Origin of the sequence: Pseudarthrobacter sp. L1SW, assembly GCF_020809045.1 — a bacterium.
Taxonomy (GTDB): Bacteria; Actinomycetota; Actinomycetes; order Actinomycetales; family Micrococcaceae; genus Arthrobacter.
The window spans coordinates 2376305-2390343 of sequence record NZ_CP078079.1 but is presented as its reverse complement, the minus strand read 5'-3'; the positions used below and the strand labels follow the sequence as shown (position 1 = coordinate 2390343).

13 protein-coding genes and 1 tRNA gene are annotated in these 14039 nt (G+C 65.4%); 6 read left to right on the top strand and 8 right to left on the bottom strand.

What is annotated here, in order from left to right; all coding sequences use genetic code 11:
* Positions 1-35 precede the first annotated feature (35 nt).
* The 6 genes from KTR40_RS11015 to aceE form a co-directional block, all read right to left on the bottom strand.
* Positions 36-1271 (bottom strand): beta-ketoacyl synthase, encoded by a 1236-nt coding sequence (locus KTR40_RS11015; RefSeq protein WP_139029525.1) that lies wholly within the window; start codon positions 1269-1271, stop codon positions 36-38.
* Positions 1272-1433: 162 nt separating this feature from the next.
* On the bottom strand, positions 1434-1679 hold the full coding sequence (locus KTR40_RS11010; protein WP_009359314.1) for an acyl carrier protein: 246 nt from the start codon (positions 1677-1679) through the stop codon (positions 1434-1436).
* 92 nt (positions 1680-1771) lie between these two features.
* The gene (locus tag KTR40_RS11005) at positions 1772-2833 is read right to left on the bottom strand and encodes a beta-ketoacyl-ACP synthase III (protein WP_228403733.1); all 1062 of its coding nucleotides are present in this window, start codon (positions 2831-2833) and stop codon (positions 1772-1774) included.
* Complete coding sequence (locus KTR40_RS11000) at positions 2830-3759, bottom strand: ACP S-malonyltransferase (protein ID WP_228403731.1); 930 nt, start codon at positions 3757-3759, stop codon at positions 2830-2832. The genes KTR40_RS11005 and KTR40_RS11000 overlap by 4 nt, the downstream gene beginning before the upstream one ends.
* Positions 3760-3847: 88 nt before the next feature.
* Positions 3848-5092, bottom strand: a complete 1245-nt coding sequence (locus KTR40_RS10995; protein ID WP_139029522.1) for a CdaR family transcriptional regulator — start codon at positions 5090-5092, stop codon at positions 3848-3850.
* Positions 5093-5246: 154 nt separating this feature from the next.
* A complete protein-coding gene (gene aceE / locus KTR40_RS10990; protein WP_228403729.1) occupies positions 5247-7988 on the bottom strand; it encodes a pyruvate dehydrogenase (acetyl-transferring), homodimeric type in 2742 nt (913 codons plus the stop codon).
* Between the two features lie 427 nt (positions 7989-8415).
* Between aceE and KTR40_RS10985 the strand changes: the two genes are divergently transcribed.
* The 5 genes from KTR40_RS10985 to KTR40_RS10965 all read left to right on the top strand — a co-directional run bounded on the left by KTR40_RS10985 (position 8416) and on the right by KTR40_RS10965 (position 10846).
* Positions 8416-8835, top strand: coding sequence for a DUF3052 domain-containing protein (locus KTR40_RS10985; RefSeq protein ID WP_228403727.1), 420 nt, complete (start codon positions 8416-8418; stop codon positions 8833-8835).
* Positions 8832-9326 (top strand): peroxiredoxin, encoded by a 495-nt coding sequence (locus tag KTR40_RS10980; RefSeq protein ID WP_228403726.1) that lies wholly within the window; start codon positions 8832-8834, stop codon positions 9324-9326. Before KTR40_RS10985 ends, KTR40_RS10980 begins: the two co-directional genes overlap by 4 nt.
* 51 nt (positions 9327-9377) lie before the next feature.
* Complete coding sequence (locus KTR40_RS10975; RefSeq protein WP_370633123.1) at positions 9378-10259, top strand: NAD-dependent protein deacetylase; 882 nt, start codon at positions 9378-9380, stop codon at positions 10257-10259.
* 105 nt (positions 10260-10364) lie between these two features.
* Positions 10365-10437, top strand: a tRNA-Val gene (locus KTR40_RS10970).
* Positions 10438-10555: 118 nt separating this feature from the next.
* The gene (locus KTR40_RS10965) at positions 10556-10846 is read left to right on the top strand and encodes a hypothetical protein (RefSeq protein ID WP_139029517.1); all 291 of its coding nucleotides are present in this window, start codon (positions 10556-10558) and stop codon (positions 10844-10846) included.
* A 134-nt stretch (positions 10847-10980) separates the two neighbouring features.
* On the opposite strand, the gene KTR40_RS10960 is transcribed toward KTR40_RS10965, so the two are convergent.
* The gene (locus KTR40_RS10960) at positions 10981-11706 is read right to left on the bottom strand and encodes a FadR/GntR family transcriptional regulator (protein ID WP_139029516.1); all 726 of its coding nucleotides are present in this window, start codon (positions 11704-11706) and stop codon (positions 10981-10983) included.
* 198 nt (positions 11707-11904) lie between these two features.
* Between KTR40_RS10960 and gndA the strand changes: the two genes are divergently transcribed.
* Entirely contained in the window at positions 11905-13341 is a 1437-nt protein-coding gene (gene gndA, locus KTR40_RS10955; RefSeq protein ID WP_139029515.1) for an NADP-dependent phosphogluconate dehydrogenase, read from the top strand.
* 79 nt (positions 13342-13420) lie between these two features.
* On the opposite strand, the gene epsC is transcribed toward gndA, so the two are convergent.
* Positions 13421-14005 (bottom strand): serine O-acetyltransferase EpsC, encoded by a 585-nt coding sequence (gene epsC / locus KTR40_RS10950; protein WP_139029514.1) that lies wholly within the window; start codon positions 14003-14005, stop codon positions 13421-13423.
* Positions 14006-14039: the final 34 nt, after the last annotated feature.

Here is a 14039-nt window from a genome sequence, read left to right as displayed (position 1 = left end):
ACCGGCGGGGCCTCCTCTTGTCAGCGGGATCGGCGTCAGACGCTGCGGACCGCAATCACGGCGTTGTGGCCGCCGAAGCCGAACGAGTTGCTCAGCGCCACGATGTTGCCGGCCGGCAGGTCCCGGGCGGACGTGACGACGTCCAGCGGGATTTCCGGGTCCTGGTTTTCGAGGTTGATGGTGACGGGTGCTTTCCGGTCGTACACGGCGAGCACCGTGAGAACGGCTTCGACCGCACCGGAGGCGCCCAGGAGGTGCCCCATCTGTGACTTCGTGGCGGAGACCGCCACATTGTCCACGTGGGCGCCGAGGGCGGCGCGCAGGGCGGTGTATTCAGGCTTGTCGCCCACCGGCGTGGAGGTGGCGTGCGCATTGACATGCACGACATCCTCAGGCTGGATCCTGCCGTCGAACATGGCAGCTTTCAGCGCGCGTGTTGCGCCCAGGCCCGCGGGGTCGGGAGCCGTGATGTGGTACGCGTCGGCGGTGACCGACGTTCCGGCCAGTTCGCCGTAGATGCGGGCACCGCGTGCCAGCGCGTGTTCCTCGGCTTCCAGGACCAGGGCGCCTGCACCCTCGCCCATGACAAAGCCGTCGCGGGCGGTGTCGTAGGGGCGTGAAGCCCCCTGGGGATCGTCGTTCCGGCGGGAAAGTGCCTGCATGGATGCGAAAGCCGCCAGGGGCATCGGGTGGATGGCAGCTTCGGCGCCGCCGCACATCACCACATCGGCCTTGCCGGAGCGGATCAGGTCCAGTCCCAGGTGCAGTGCTTCGGTGCCCGAGGCGCAGGCCGAGACGGGAGTGTGGGCGCCCGCGCGGGCACCCAGGTCCAGGCTGACGGCAGCGGCGACGCCGTTGGGCATCAGCATGGGAACGGTCATGGGCAGGACCCGGCGGGGGCCCTTTTCCTTGAGCGTGTCCCAAGCGTCCAGCAGGGTCCACACGCCGCCGATGCCGGTGGCGAAGGCAACAGCGAGGCGGTCCTTGTCGAAGTCGGTGATGCCGGAATCGGCCCAGGCCTCACGGGCGGCAATAACGCCGAACTGGGTGGAGGGGTCCATGCGCTTGGCTTCTACACGGCTGAGCACGTCCAGGGCAGGGGTGCTGCAGCGCGCAGCGAAGTGGACGGGCAGCTCGTACTTGGCCACCCAGTCGTCCTCCAGGGTGCGGGCACCGGAGACCCCCTTGAGCGCGTTGTTCCACATCGTGGGTACATCGCCGCCGATGGGCGTTGTGGCACCCAGACCGGTAATGACTACTTTGCGTGTCATGGGATCACTCTTTCGTCGGTGGGGAACCCGTCTTCCGGAGGTCCCGCGTTTTGATGATCGGCCACGGTCCAACGAGTGGAAGGTGCCGGAAAAATGCGGCGGGCTGCCGGTCCGGTCATCCGGACCGGCAGCCCTGCCATGCCGTAACGGCGGAAGCCTTGGCTAGGCCTGCGCTCCGGCGATGAAGCTGACGGCGTCGCCGACGGTCTTGAGGTTCTTGACCTCTTCGTCGGGGATGCGGACGCCGAACTTTTCCTCGGCGTTGACCACAATGGTCATCATGGAGATGGAGTCGATGTCCAGGTCCTCGGTGAAGGACTTGTCCAGCTCCACGGCCTCGGGGGCCAGGCCGGTTTCCTCGTTGACGATTTCAGCCAAGCCGGCCAGGATCTCTTCGTTGCTAGCCATTGATGGCTCCTTTTCTTGTATTGCCGGCAGGTGCTGCCGGAAATGGTCCGGGCCGCGGATGCGGCCCGATGGGGGCGTTGCTCGGGGTGTTCCTAGGGAAGGACGACTACCTGGGCGCCGAAGACCAGCCCCGCGCCGAAACCGATCTGCAGGGCCAGTCCGCCGCTTAGCTCCGGGTTTTCCTGCAGCAGGCGGTGCGTGGCGAGCGGGATGGATGCTGCCGAGGTGTTGCCTGCGTCAGCGATGTCCCGTGCCACTGTAACGCCCTCCGGCAGCTTCAGCTTCTTCACCATCTCGTCGATGATGCGCATGTTCGCCTGGTGGGGAATGAAGGCCACCAGGTCCTCCGCCTGGATGCCTGCGGCATCGAGGGCCTGCTGGGCAACCTTGGCCATTTCCCAGACCGCCCAGCGGAAGACGGTCTGGCCGTCCTGCCGGAGGGTGGGGTACAGCTCCTGCGCCTCTTCGAGGAGGGCGAGGTCGCCGGTGGAATCGGACTGCCGGGCGGCCATGCCAAGGTCCCTGACATCCAGCATGGAGCGCGTCATGCCGATCGCGTCCCACTTGCTGCCGTCCGATCCCCAGACAGAGGGGGCGATTCCGGGGGTGTCCGAGGGGCCGATGACGACGGCGCCCGCTCCGTCGCCCAGCAGGAACGAGATGGTGCGTTCCCTGTTGTCGATGACATCGGAAAGCTTTTCCGCTCCCACCACCAGGACGTACTTGGCGGCGCCGGAGCGGACCAGGGCGTCACCCTGGGCGATCCCGTAGCAGTAGCCTGCACAGGCAGCTGAAATGTCGAAGGCAGGAGCCGGGGTCGCGCCGAGGCGGTCAGCCAGGCTGGCCGCGGCAGAAGGGGTGGCATACGGGTGCGTCACCGTGGACACGATGACGGCGCCGAGCTGGGAAGGCTCGATGCCGGCCTTTTCCATGGCCTCGCGCGCGGCCCCCTCCGCCATGTCGATGACGCTGACGTCCGCGGGAGCACGGTGGCGCGTCACGATGCCGGTCCGCTGGCGGATCCACTCGTCGGAGGAATCGATCCACTGGCAGACGTCCTCGTTGGTGACGATGACGTCGGGCCGGTAGGCGCCCAGTCCAAGGATGCGGGTGTGCTCCTGGATGGGAGCCTGCTTCAGCGTGGGAACGCTCATGCGTCTCCCTCCAGTTCTGCGAAGAGCGCCAGGGCGGCGGAAAGGTCATCGGGGGTCTTGACGGCTACGGTCTTGACGCCGGGCATCCCCCGCTTGGCGAGGCCGGCCAGGGTGCCCGCGGGGGCAAGTTCAATCACTCCGGTGACGCCGCGCCCAACCATCGTTTCCATGCAGCGGTCCCAGCGGACCGGGCGGGAAACCTGGGCAATAAGGCTGTCGACGGCGGCACCGCCGTCGGTGACTTCGCCGCCGTCGAAATTGGACAGCAGCGGCACCTTCGGTGCCTGCGGCTTCAGCTGCGGCTGCAGCGCCTTGAGGGCGCTGACCGCGGGCGCCATGTGGCTGGTGTGGAACGCGCCGGCTACCTTCAGGGGAATGACCCGGGCCTTCGCGGGCGGGTTCTCGGCAAGGGCCTTCAACTGTTCAAACGTGCCGGCGGCAACTGTCTGGCCTGCCCCGTTGACGTTGGCGGGGGTGGCGCCTGCGGCAGTAATGGCCGCAAGGACCTCGGCGGGGTCGCCGCCCACCACGGCGCTCATGCCTGTGGGAGTGACGGACGCGGCCGCTGCCATGCTGTTGGCACGTTCCCGCACGAAGGTCATGGCTTCCTGCTCCGTGAGCACTCCGGCGAGGGCGGAGGCGGTGATTTCACCAACGGAGTGGCCGGCGAGGATGACCGGAAGGGAGCTGAGCTCGACGTCGAACAGGGAAGCGGCGGCAACAAGGCCGGCCGCGACAATCAGGGGCTGCGCCACCGCAGTGTCCTTGATGGTTTCTTCATCCGAGGTGGTCCCGTGGGCGGTCAGGTCAATGCCTGCGATCTCGCTCAAGGAGGCCAGGTGGCCTGCCACCGAGGGCAGTTCCAGCCAAGGGGCCAGAAAACCCGGGGTCTGTGAGCCCTGTCCAGGGCAGACTATTGCAAGCACGTATCCAGCTTTCCAAATTACTGTGTGATCCAGCGGTGTTTGTCCGCACCAAGCTCACGGGGTCAGGTTGTAGGAAGTCTACAACGACTTAGGGCTGATTCCGGGACGGCAGGCGCTCGGCGGCAGCTTTCGGCGGCGCCGAAAGACGGCCCACTACGAGCGCAGCCTGCAGGACAAAGGCTTCCCTGGGGAGGAGCGGATCCCAGCCGGTAACATCACAAACACGCTTGAGGCGGTACCTGACGGTGTTGGCATGGACGAAGAGTTCCCGGGCCGTGGCCTCCAGCGAATGGCCCAGTTCCAGGTAGGTTCCCAAGGTCTCCACCAGGCCGTTGGACGCCGCCAGCAACGGGCGGTAGATGTTCTTGACCAGGGAACGGCGCGCGGCGTCGTCCCCGGAGATGACCCGCTCCGGGAGCAGGTCGTCGGCCGCGACCGGGCGCGGCGCGGAGGGCCACGCCCTGGCCGCTGTCAGCCCGGCGAACGCCGACTGGGCCGAGCCGCTGGCCTCGAGCAGGGAACCGGCTTCAGGGCCGTACACCACCGGCCCGGGCGCAAACATTTCACTGAGCTTCACATAGGCGGTCTCCCGGTCCTGGACGCCGCCCAGGATGAGGATGAGCCGGTCGCCCTGGATGCCCACCAGCGCGTCCTCCGCATAACGGCCGGCCATCCGGCGCAGTTCACTGACGTAGCTGGCGCTGGGCTCCGACGGTGAATTGCCCACCATGACAGTGAACCGTTCCTGGGCCTTCCAACCCAGTGCCGCGATCCTGGAACGCAGGGCGTCCGTGTTCTCCCCGCGAAGGATGGCATCGACGATCAGGGCTTCGAGCCGGGTGTCCCAGGAACCGCGGGATTCGGCGGCGCGGGCGTAGACGTCGGCGGCGGCGAAAGCGACTTCCCGCGAGTACCTCAGCACGGCTTCGCGCAATGCCGGCTGGTCGGCTTCCGGCGCAATCACCGGAACCTGGTCCTCCACCACCTCGACGACGATCCGGATCAGTTGCAGCGCCTTCTGCAGGCTGATGGACCGGGTCAGTTCGGTGGGCGCGGTTCCGAAGACGTCCGTCAGGATCCACGATGGCGAGCTTGGCCGCTCATACCAGGTGACAAAGGCGGCGATGCCGTTCTGGGCCACCATGCCGAGCGCCGAGCGTTCGTCCGAGCTGAGCCGGCTGTACCAGGGCAGCGACTTTTCCAGCTCGCGCATGGTGGTGGTGGAAAGCTGGCCAACGTTTGCCCGCAGCTTCTTCAGGGTTTCGGACTTCTCCGGCGTGACCCTGGGCGTGGACGGTTTGCGCTTGGCGGACGGGGAGGCAGGTGCTGGCATTCTTTGAGCATACGGGCAGCGCCCCACAACCTCCATTTGTGCAAAGGCTACAATCCGCATTGCCCTGCGTCACACAACACCATGGCCGAAACGGACGACGGCGGCCCCCGCCTTTCGGAGGGAGCCGCCGTCGCGGTTCTGCTGGGGTGAGGAGCTAGGCCTCGCCGCCGGCGTTGCCGGTGGTGCCGGCATTGACGTTGTGAAGCCTGTACTTCTCAATCGCCTTGATCGGAGCCTGGGAATCCACCTCACCGCGGCGCGCGAGCATCTCCAGCGAACGCACCACGATCGAGTGGGTGTCGTTCTTGAAGAAGCGGCGGGCTGCGGCGCGGGTGTCTGAGAACCCGAAGCCGTCGGCACCAAGGGTGGCGAATTCGTTGGGGACGAATTGCCGGATCTGGTCAGGGACGGCTTTCATGTAGTCGCTGACGGCGACGACGGGGCCGGTGGCTCCCTCGAGCTGCTGGGTCACGAAGGGGACGCGGGCGGGTTCGCCGGGGTTGAGGAAGGCTTCCTCTTCCGCGGCGAGGCCGTCGCGGCGCAGCTCGTTCCAGGACGTGACGGACCAGACGTCAGCCGAGACCGACCAGTCTTCCGCCAGGATCCGCTGCGCCTCGATGGCCCACGGCACGGACACGCCCGAGGCGAGGATCTGGGTCCGGGGACCGTCGATCTTTGCCGGGGCAAGCAGGTAGATGCCCTTGATGACGCCTTCGACGTCCAGCTCCTCGGGCTCTGCAGGCTGGATAATCGGCTCATTGTAGACCGTGAGGTAGTACATGAGGTTCCGGTCCTCCGAATCAGGCCCGTACATGCGCTCAAGGCCGTCCCGGATGATGTGGCCCATTTCGTAGCCGTAGGCGGGGTCGTAGGTGACCACTGCCGGGTTGGTGGACGCGAGCAGGGGGGAGTGGCCGTCGGCGTGCTGGAGGCCTTCGCCGGTGAGCGTGGTCCGCCCTGCCGTGGCGCCGATAATGAAGCCGCGGGTCATTTGGTCTGCTGCGGCCCAGAAGGCGTCGCCGGTGCGCTGGAAGCCGAACATGGAGTAGAACACGTAGACCGGGACCAGGGGCACGCCGTGTGTGGCGTACGCGGTGCCGGCCGCGGTGAACGCCGCCACGGCACCGGCTTCGTTGATGCCGGGGTGGATCAGCTGGCCCGCGGGCGATTCCTTGTAGGCCAGGACGAGGTCCCGGTCCACGGAGAGGTAGTTCTGGCCCTTGGGGTTGTAGATCTTCGCCGTCGGGAAGAACGCGTCCATCCCGAAGGTGCGTGCCTCGTCGGGGATGATCGGGGCGATGTGCTTGCCGAAGTTCTTATCCCGCATCAGGTCCTTGAGCAGGCGCACGAAGGCCATGGTGGTGGCGGCCTGCTGCTTGCCCGAGCCGCGCTTGGCCACCTCGTAGGACTTCGCGTCCGGCAACTCGATCGCCTGGTGCTTTGACCGGCGCTCCGGGACCGAGCCGCCCAGGGCGGCGCGGCGTTCCATCATGTACTTGATTTCAGGAGCGTCGTTGCCGGGGTGGTAATACGGCGGCTGGTACAGGTCTTTTTCGAGCTGTTCGTCCGTGATGGGGATCCGCAGGTGGTCGCGGAACTTCTTCAGGTCGTCCAGGGTGAGTTTCTTCATCTGGTGGGTCGCGTTGCGGCCCTCGAAGTGCGGTCCGAGCCCGTAGCCCTTGACGGTCTTGGCCAGGATGACGGTGGGCTTGCCCTTGAATTCGGTGGCTGCCTTGTACGCGGCGTAGACCTTGCGGTAGTCGTGGCCACCGCGCTTCAGGTTCCAGATCTGGTCATCGGTAAGGTCCGCGACCATGTCCTTTGTCTGCGGGGTCTTGCCGAAGAAGTGTTCGCGGACGAACCCGCCGGATTCGGCCTTGTAGGTCTGGTAGTCGCCGTCCGGGGTCTCGTTCATGATCTTCACCAGCGACCCGTCGGTGTCCTTGGTGAGGAGGTCATCCCATTCGCGGCCCCAGACGACCTTGATGACGTTCCAGCCGGCACCGCGGAAGAACGCTTCAAGTTCCTGCATGATCTTGCCGTTGCCTCGGACCGGTCCGTCCAGGCGCTGGAGGTTGCAGTTGATCACGAAGTTGAGGTTGTCCAGGTTCTCGTTCGCGGCGAGCTGGAGCAGGCCGCGGGACTCGGGCTCGTCCATCTCGCCGTCGCCGAGGAATGCCCAGACCTGCTGGTCCGACGTGTCCTTCAGGCCGCGGTTGTGCAGGTACCGGTTGGACTGCGCCTGGTAGATCGCGTTCATCGGCCCGATGCCCATGGACACAGTGGGGAACTCCCAGAAGTGCGGCATCAGGCGCGGGTGCGGGTAGGAGGACAGGGCGTGGCCCTCGCGGGACTTCTCCTGCCGGAACCCGTCCAGGTCCTCCTCGGACAGCCGGCCTTCCATGTACGCGCGGGCGTACATACCGGGTGAGGCGTGGCCCTGGAAAAAGACCTGGTCCCCGCCGCCGGGGTGGTCCTTGCCGCGGAAGAAGTGGTTGAACCCAACCTCGTACAGGGTGGCGGCGCCGGCGTAGGTGGAGATGTGTCCGCCCACCCCGATGTTCGCCCGCTGGGCACGATGGACCATCACCGCTGCATTCCAGCGCATGTAGGCCCGGTAGCGGCGCTCGTACTCCTCGTTGCCGGGGAATTCGGCTTCCTGGTCCACCGGGATTGTGTTCACGTAATCGGTGGTGGTCACCATCGGCACCCCGACGCTTTGCGCGCCGGCGCGCTGCAGCAGGCTCCGCATGATGAATTGGGCACGCTCGGTGCCCTGTTCCTTGATCAATGAATCCAGGGACTCAACCCACTCGGCAGTCTCTTCCGGATCACGATCAGGCAGCTGGTTAGTCAACCCGCTGAGGATATGGGAGGTATCTTCTCCTGCAGCCACGTCCAACCTCTCTTTGCGCGCATTGGTGGCGCACTCAGGCCGGGCAGGGTGACCGCCCGGCGAACGTACGCCGTGTGCGACGTATCGGTTACAACAGCCCGGTCATGTGTGCCGGGCAGGGTCCTAGTTTTCCTACGACTGCATTGGAGTTACAGGGTTGTTGCCCCGCAGGCATAGTTGTCACCTGCCACTCTAACTCTGTCCCTTACGCGATGCGTAGCCGCGGCTTGGGCGGCCCAGTTGTATTTCGCCGTCATACTGGTTGTGTGACGAAAAGCCGCTGGGCAGCGGGCTGGACGGACCCGATGTGACGCAGAATATGCCGCATCACGGGGGCGGCAGCTTGAAGCTCAGGCACAAAGGGTGTTGGCTTGGGAGTAATGGAAATCACTATGCGCACTGCATATATGAGGCATTGGAGGTACACGTGAGCGAGGCCGACGCCGCCACTTCGGTAAATGTGGCGGAAAAATTGGGTTTCAAGAACGGGGATCTGATTCAGGAGTTCGGTTACGACGACGACGTCGATTTCGACTTGCGTGACGATATTGAGGACCTCACGGGTTCCGAGATGCTCGACGAGGACGACCACGACGTGGCTGACGCAGTCATCCTGTGGTGGCGCGACGGCGACGGAGACCTGGTGGACAGCCTCATGGATTCGCTGACCACACTGAGTGAGAACGGCGTCGTGTGGGTACTGACTCCCAAGTCCGGCAGGGACGGATATGTCTCCCCAGCTGACATCCAGGAGGCGGCGCCAACCGCGGGGCTGCACGTTACTACCTCCGCGGGCGTGTCCAAGGACTGGAGCGCAACGCGGCTGGTGAGCAGGAAGAACAAGTGACGGCGGCGCTTGCCGCTGCTTCCGTAGCTGTCCCCGCAGTCGGTGGGGCGGCGCCTGATTTTGAACTCGTCAACCAATACGGCGAGCCGGTCAGGCTGTCCTCCTTCCGGGGCCAGAACGTGGTCCTTGTGTTCTATCCCTTTGCATTCTCCGGCATCTGCACCGGCGAACTCTGCGAACTACGGGATAACCTGGCGCTGTTCGAGGATGCGAATGCCACCGTCCTGGCCGTCTCCGTGGACAGCAAGTTCAGCCTCCGGGCCTACGGGGCCCAGGAACAGTACAGCTTCGACCTGCTGGCCGATTTCTGGCCGCACGGTGCCGTCGCCAGCCTGTACGGAGTGTTCGACGCCGACAGCGGCATGGCGCGGCGGGGCACCTTCATCATCGATGCCGGCGGAACCATCCGATACAGCGTCGTGAATCCGCGGGGCCAGGCCCGGGACGTCGGGGAATACCGCACGGCACTTGCCGGGCTGGACAAGGCCTGACGCGCCGTGGGCGGGCAGCGGCCTGGTGTAGGCCTCACAGGCTTCGCCAGCATGCCGCCTGTGCCTCCCGGACCCCCATCCGCAGGAGAACTTGAAGTTCTGGTTCGGATCAGGGACGTGCTGGCAGGGGACCGTTTCGCCTTGCTCACCGGGGCCGGACTCAGTACCGACTCGGGGATCCCCGACTACCGGGGACCCGGTTCGCCCCCTCGCTCGCCCATGACCTACCAGGAATTCGTCAAGGCGGCCGCCAACCGCCAGCGCTATTGGGCCAGAAATCACATCGGCTGGTCACACCTTCGGCGCGCCGATCCGAACCAAGGCCACCTCGCCGCGGCAGAACTGGAACGCCGAGGGCGCCTTACCGGCCTCATCACCCAAAACGTGGACCGCCTGCACCAGGACGCCGGCAGCACCAATGTCGTCGACCTTCATGGCAGGTATGACCAGGTGGTCTGCCTGGAGTGCCGCCGGACTTATACCCGGCACCTGCTGGCAGGAATCCTTGGCGAGCTGAACCCCGACTTCCTGGAACGGGCGGTGCGGACGGGCCTGGTGGAGATGGCGCCGGACGCCGACTCCACCGTGGAAGACCAGGCATTGATCAGCAGCTTCGTTGTGGCGGCCTGCCCCGCCTGCGGCGGAATACTGAAGCCTGACTTCGTGTACTTCGGTGAGAACGTGCCCAAGGACCGGGTGGAAACCTCGTACCGGATGGTCGATGACGCCGCAGCCCTGGTTGTTGCGGGATCGTCACTGACGGTGATGAGCGGCCTGCGTTTCGTCAGGCACGCCGCCAAGGAGGGCAAACCGGTGGTCATCATCAACAGGGGTGCCACCCGTGGGGATGACAAGGCAACCATCAAGCTGGAAGCCGGCGTCAGCGAATCGCTGGCGTGGCTCGCTTCTGAGCTCCCGCCCGTGGCGGGGTAGGGCCCGAAGCCGGCACATCCGCGGCCGATTCGCATTTGGCGGCGGGGATCGGGTAGAGTCTATGTTCGTTGGTCAGGGCGCAGCAGTGCCCGGTCCGGCCACTTTGGGTCTTTAGCTCAGCTGGTAGAGCGCCACGTTTACACCGTGGATGTCATCGGTTCGATCCCGGTAGGACCCACAAGCAGCCCCGCTGCTTCCGCCGCCAAGCGGAAGCAGCGGGGCTTTTGCGTTGCTTCCGCTTGGCCCCTAATGCAGGCCCTTCCCTGAATGTCCGACCCCTGCCATAGCTTGCAGGGATGGAACACGTGATTGTGCGGACGGGGACGGATGGGCTGCCGGCGGCGGTGCTCTGCAGTGGCAGGGAATGGGCCGTGGGCGCGGAGCCGGTCAGGTGGTTCGAGCGGGTCAGCTGGTGGGAGACCCACCGCAGGATGCCCAGGGGCCTGAGCCGGGTGGACGTCGAGGTCCTGCAGCTTCAAGTGCGGCTGGGCAGGAACGCCGGCTCCGCCCTTACCACGATGCTCCTTGAGCGGGACGGGCTGGGTGGGGGCTGGCGGCTCAGGGAGGCACTTGCGGACGCTGCATAGCCGTATCCCGCCGGCACGCGGTGTCCTCCGGGCATTGGAAAACCCTCCACCGCGACTATTGGGGGATGCCGCGGTGGAGGGCCTGAGTTGAATATACCGTGAACCCCTGGAAACAAAAAGTCGCCGTACGGATGTCAGCGCTCCACCGGAATGAAAACGCGGGGTTGCTCGGTCCACGTGTCGGACATCTGGGACATGGTCCGCCTCATGATCTTGTCTGACGCTTCGCGTGCGGCTGCGGCATCGCTGCGGGCGATTGCCTCCGCCACATCCACGTGCCACTGGAGGGCGGCCTCGTGCGGGTGGTCCGGCATCAGGCCGTGCACGGTCCGGCCCGTCAGGGTCTCCGCCACCTGGCCCATGAGGTTCGCGAACATCTCGTTGCCCGAACCGGACAGCAACAGCGAGTGGAACTGGATGTCCAGCTCAAGGAAGCGGGGCACATCACCCTTGCGTCCGGCGTCGAGCATTGCACGGGCAACGTCCACCAGCTCCAGCCGCAGCGGCGCCGGCGCGTTCTGGGCGGCCAGCTCGGCTGCGGCCGGTTCCACGGCGGAGCGCAGCTCGGCAAGTGACCGAAGCTGCGCGCCGCGGGCGTCGCTGGCCAGGCGCCAGCGGATGACCTGGGGGTCGAACGGATTCCAGCGGCTCGGGGGCAATATCCGGATACCCACCCGCTTGGTGGTCTCCACGAGTCCGAGGGACTGCAGTACACGGACGGCTTCACGGATCACTGACCGGGATACCCCGAGTTCATCCTCGAGTTTTTCGGCGAGCATAATATGGCCGGCAGGCAGCTCCCCTGAGATAATTCGGGTGCCAAGATTCTCTATGGCACGGTGGTGCAGGCTGCTGGTCATGCAGCTAAGCCTAGTGTGAACGGGTTCGCCGGAAGGCAGCCGCCAGGGGCCGAAGCGACACAAACGGTTCCATAACGTGGGCGTTACTTTCCTGTGACCTCCCGAATATATATGCTTTATTCAGACCCTTGGTCTGCAACGTGTTTCCCTACCAAGGGGAGCCCTGCACATCCGCGCAAAGTACGAATTGGAGTTTTGATGTCTGCACACATCGGTGTCACCGGCCTCGCGGTGATGGGCGCCAACCTCGCCCGCAACCTGGCCAGGAACGGCTTCACGGTTGCCCTGCACAACCGCTCAGTCGAGAAGACCGACGCCCTGCTGGAAAGGTACGGCTCCGAAGGCGACTTTGTCAGGACGGAGACCCTGCAGGAACTGGTCGATTCCCTGGAAAAGCCGCGCCGTGTGCTGATCATGGTCAAGGCAGGAAAGCCCGTTGACTCGGTCATCGAACAGTTGGAGCCGCTCCTGGAACCGGGCGACATCATCATCGACGCCGGCAACTCCCACTACGAGGACACCCGCCGCCGCGAAGCGGCCCTTGCCAAGAAGGACCTGCACTTCGTGGGCGTTGGCGTTTCCGGTGGCGAAGAGGGCGCCCTCAACGGCCCCTCCATCATGCCCGGCGGTTCCAAGGAGTCCTACAAGGCCCTGGGCCCGCTGCTGGAAAAGATCTCAGCCAAGGTGGACGGCGAACCGTGCTGCGCCTGGGTGGGAACCGACGGCGCCGGCCACTTCGTCAAGATGGTCCACAACGGCATTGAATACGCCGACATGCAGGTCATCGGCGAAGCCTTCGACCTCCTGCGTTCAGGTGCCGGCATTGAGCCGGCCGAACAGGCCAAGATCTTCTCGGAATGGAACCAGGGCGAGCTCTCCTCGTTCCTGATCGAGATCTCCGCTGAGGTCCTGGGCCACGTGGATGCCAAGACCGGCAAGCCGTTCGTCGACGTCGTGGTGGACGCAGCCGGCCAGAAGGGCACCGGCCGCTGGACTGTCATCTCCGCACTGGAGCTCGGCTCGCCGGTTTCCGGCATCGCCGAATCCGTCTTCGCGCGCGCCCTGTCCTCGCAGACGGAGCAGCGCAAGCTGGGCCAGGAGTTGCTGGCCGGCAACGAGGCGTCGGTGGAGATCCCCGAGACCTTCGTTGAGGACGTCCGCCAGGCACTGTACGCTTCCAAGCTGGTCTCCTATGCCCAGGGCATGGACATGCTGACATCCGCGGCCAAGGAGTACGGCTGGGACCTCAAGCTGGACGAGATTGCCTCACTGTGGCGCGCAGGCTGCATCATCCGTGCAGAGCTCCTCAAGGACATCACCAAGGCCTATGCCGCCGACGAGAAGCCCGCAAACCTCCTGTTCGCACCGGCCTTCACCGAGGCCATCGCAGGTGCACTGCCTGCCTGGCGCCGTGTCGTGGCCACCGCCGTCCAGCTGGGGATCCCCGTTCCGGTGTTCTCCTCTTCCCTGGCCTACTACGACGGCCTGCGCCGCAAGCGCGTCGCTGCCGCCCTGATCCAGGGCCAGCGTGACCTGTTCGGAGCCCACACCTACGGCCGCGTCGACTCCGAGGGTACATTCCACACCCTTTGGGGCGAGGACAAGTCCGAGATCGAAGCAGTGGACACGCACTAGCACTTGCCGCCGCATGACAAAGGCGGGCAGTTTCCCGGTTCTCCGGGAGACTGCCCGCCTTTTGCTGTACCTGCTACTGCTAGATCCGGTACTCGATGTCGTATTCAGCCGGGTCCACGGCGGGCTTGGTTTCCCGCTGCGCGTCCCGGTGTCTCCATTTGGCCGGGACGCCGGTGACAATCGATTCGGGCGGGGCGTCCTTGACCACCACGGCGTTGGCGCCCACGGCGCTGTCCCGGCCAATGGTGATCGGCCCCAGGATCTTCGCCCCGGCGCCGATGGTCACCCGGTCACCGATGGTGGGGTGGCGCTTGATGCGGGCCAGGGAGCGGCCGCCCAGGGTGACTCCGTGATAGATCATCACGTCCTCACCGATCTCCGCAGTTTCCCCGATGACCACGCCCATGCCGTGGTCAATGAAGAAGCGGCGGCCGATGGTGGCACCCGGATGGATCTCTATGCCGGTGAGGAACCTGCCCAGCTGCGAGAGCAACCGGGCAGGAAAACGCAGGCCCGGGTTCTGCCACAGCCGGTGCGTCAGCCGGTGGATCCAGATGGCATGCAGACCGGAGTATGCGAAAAAGTTCTCAAAAGAACCTCGAGCCGCCGGGTCGTGGGACCGGGCGGCGTCGAGGTCTTCCTTTAGTCTTGCGAAAAAGCCCACAAAGTTCTTTCTACAGGAAACGGGCGAACAGCGG

Excerpts from the sequence above, each read along its gene's own strand:
- KTR40_RS10965 (WP_139029517.1), top strand. The coding sequence starts at position 10,556 with ATGGAACACGTGATTGTGCGGACGGGGACGGATGGGCTGCCGGCGGCG.
- KTR40_RS10960 (WP_139029516.1), bottom strand. The coding sequence starts at position 11,706 with ATGACCAGCAGCCTGCACCACCGTGCCATAGAGAATCTTGGCACCCGA.
- gndA (WP_139029515.1), top strand. The coding sequence starts at position 11,905 with ATGTCTGCACACATCGGTGTCACCGGCCTCGCGGTGATGGGCGCCAAC.
- KTR40_RS11005 (WP_228403733.1), bottom strand. The coding sequence starts at position 2,833 with ATGAGCGTTCCCACGCTGAAGCAGGCTCCCATCCAGGAGCACACCCGC.
- KTR40_RS10975 (WP_370633123.1), top strand. The coding sequence starts at position 9,378 with ATGCCGCCTGTGCCTCCCGGACCCCCATCCGCAGGAGAACTTGAAGTT.
- KTR40_RS11015 (WP_139029525.1), bottom strand. The coding sequence starts at position 1,271 with ATGACACGCAAAGTAGTCATTACCGGTCTGGGTGCCACAACGCCCATC.
- KTR40_RS10995 (WP_139029522.1), bottom strand. The coding sequence starts at position 5,092 with ATGCCAGCACCTGCCTCCCCGTCCGCCAAGCGCAAACCGTCCACGCCC.
- KTR40_RS11010 (WP_009359314.1), bottom strand. The coding sequence starts at position 1,679 with ATGGCTAGCAACGAAGAGATCCTGGCCGGCTTGGCTGAAATCGTCAAC.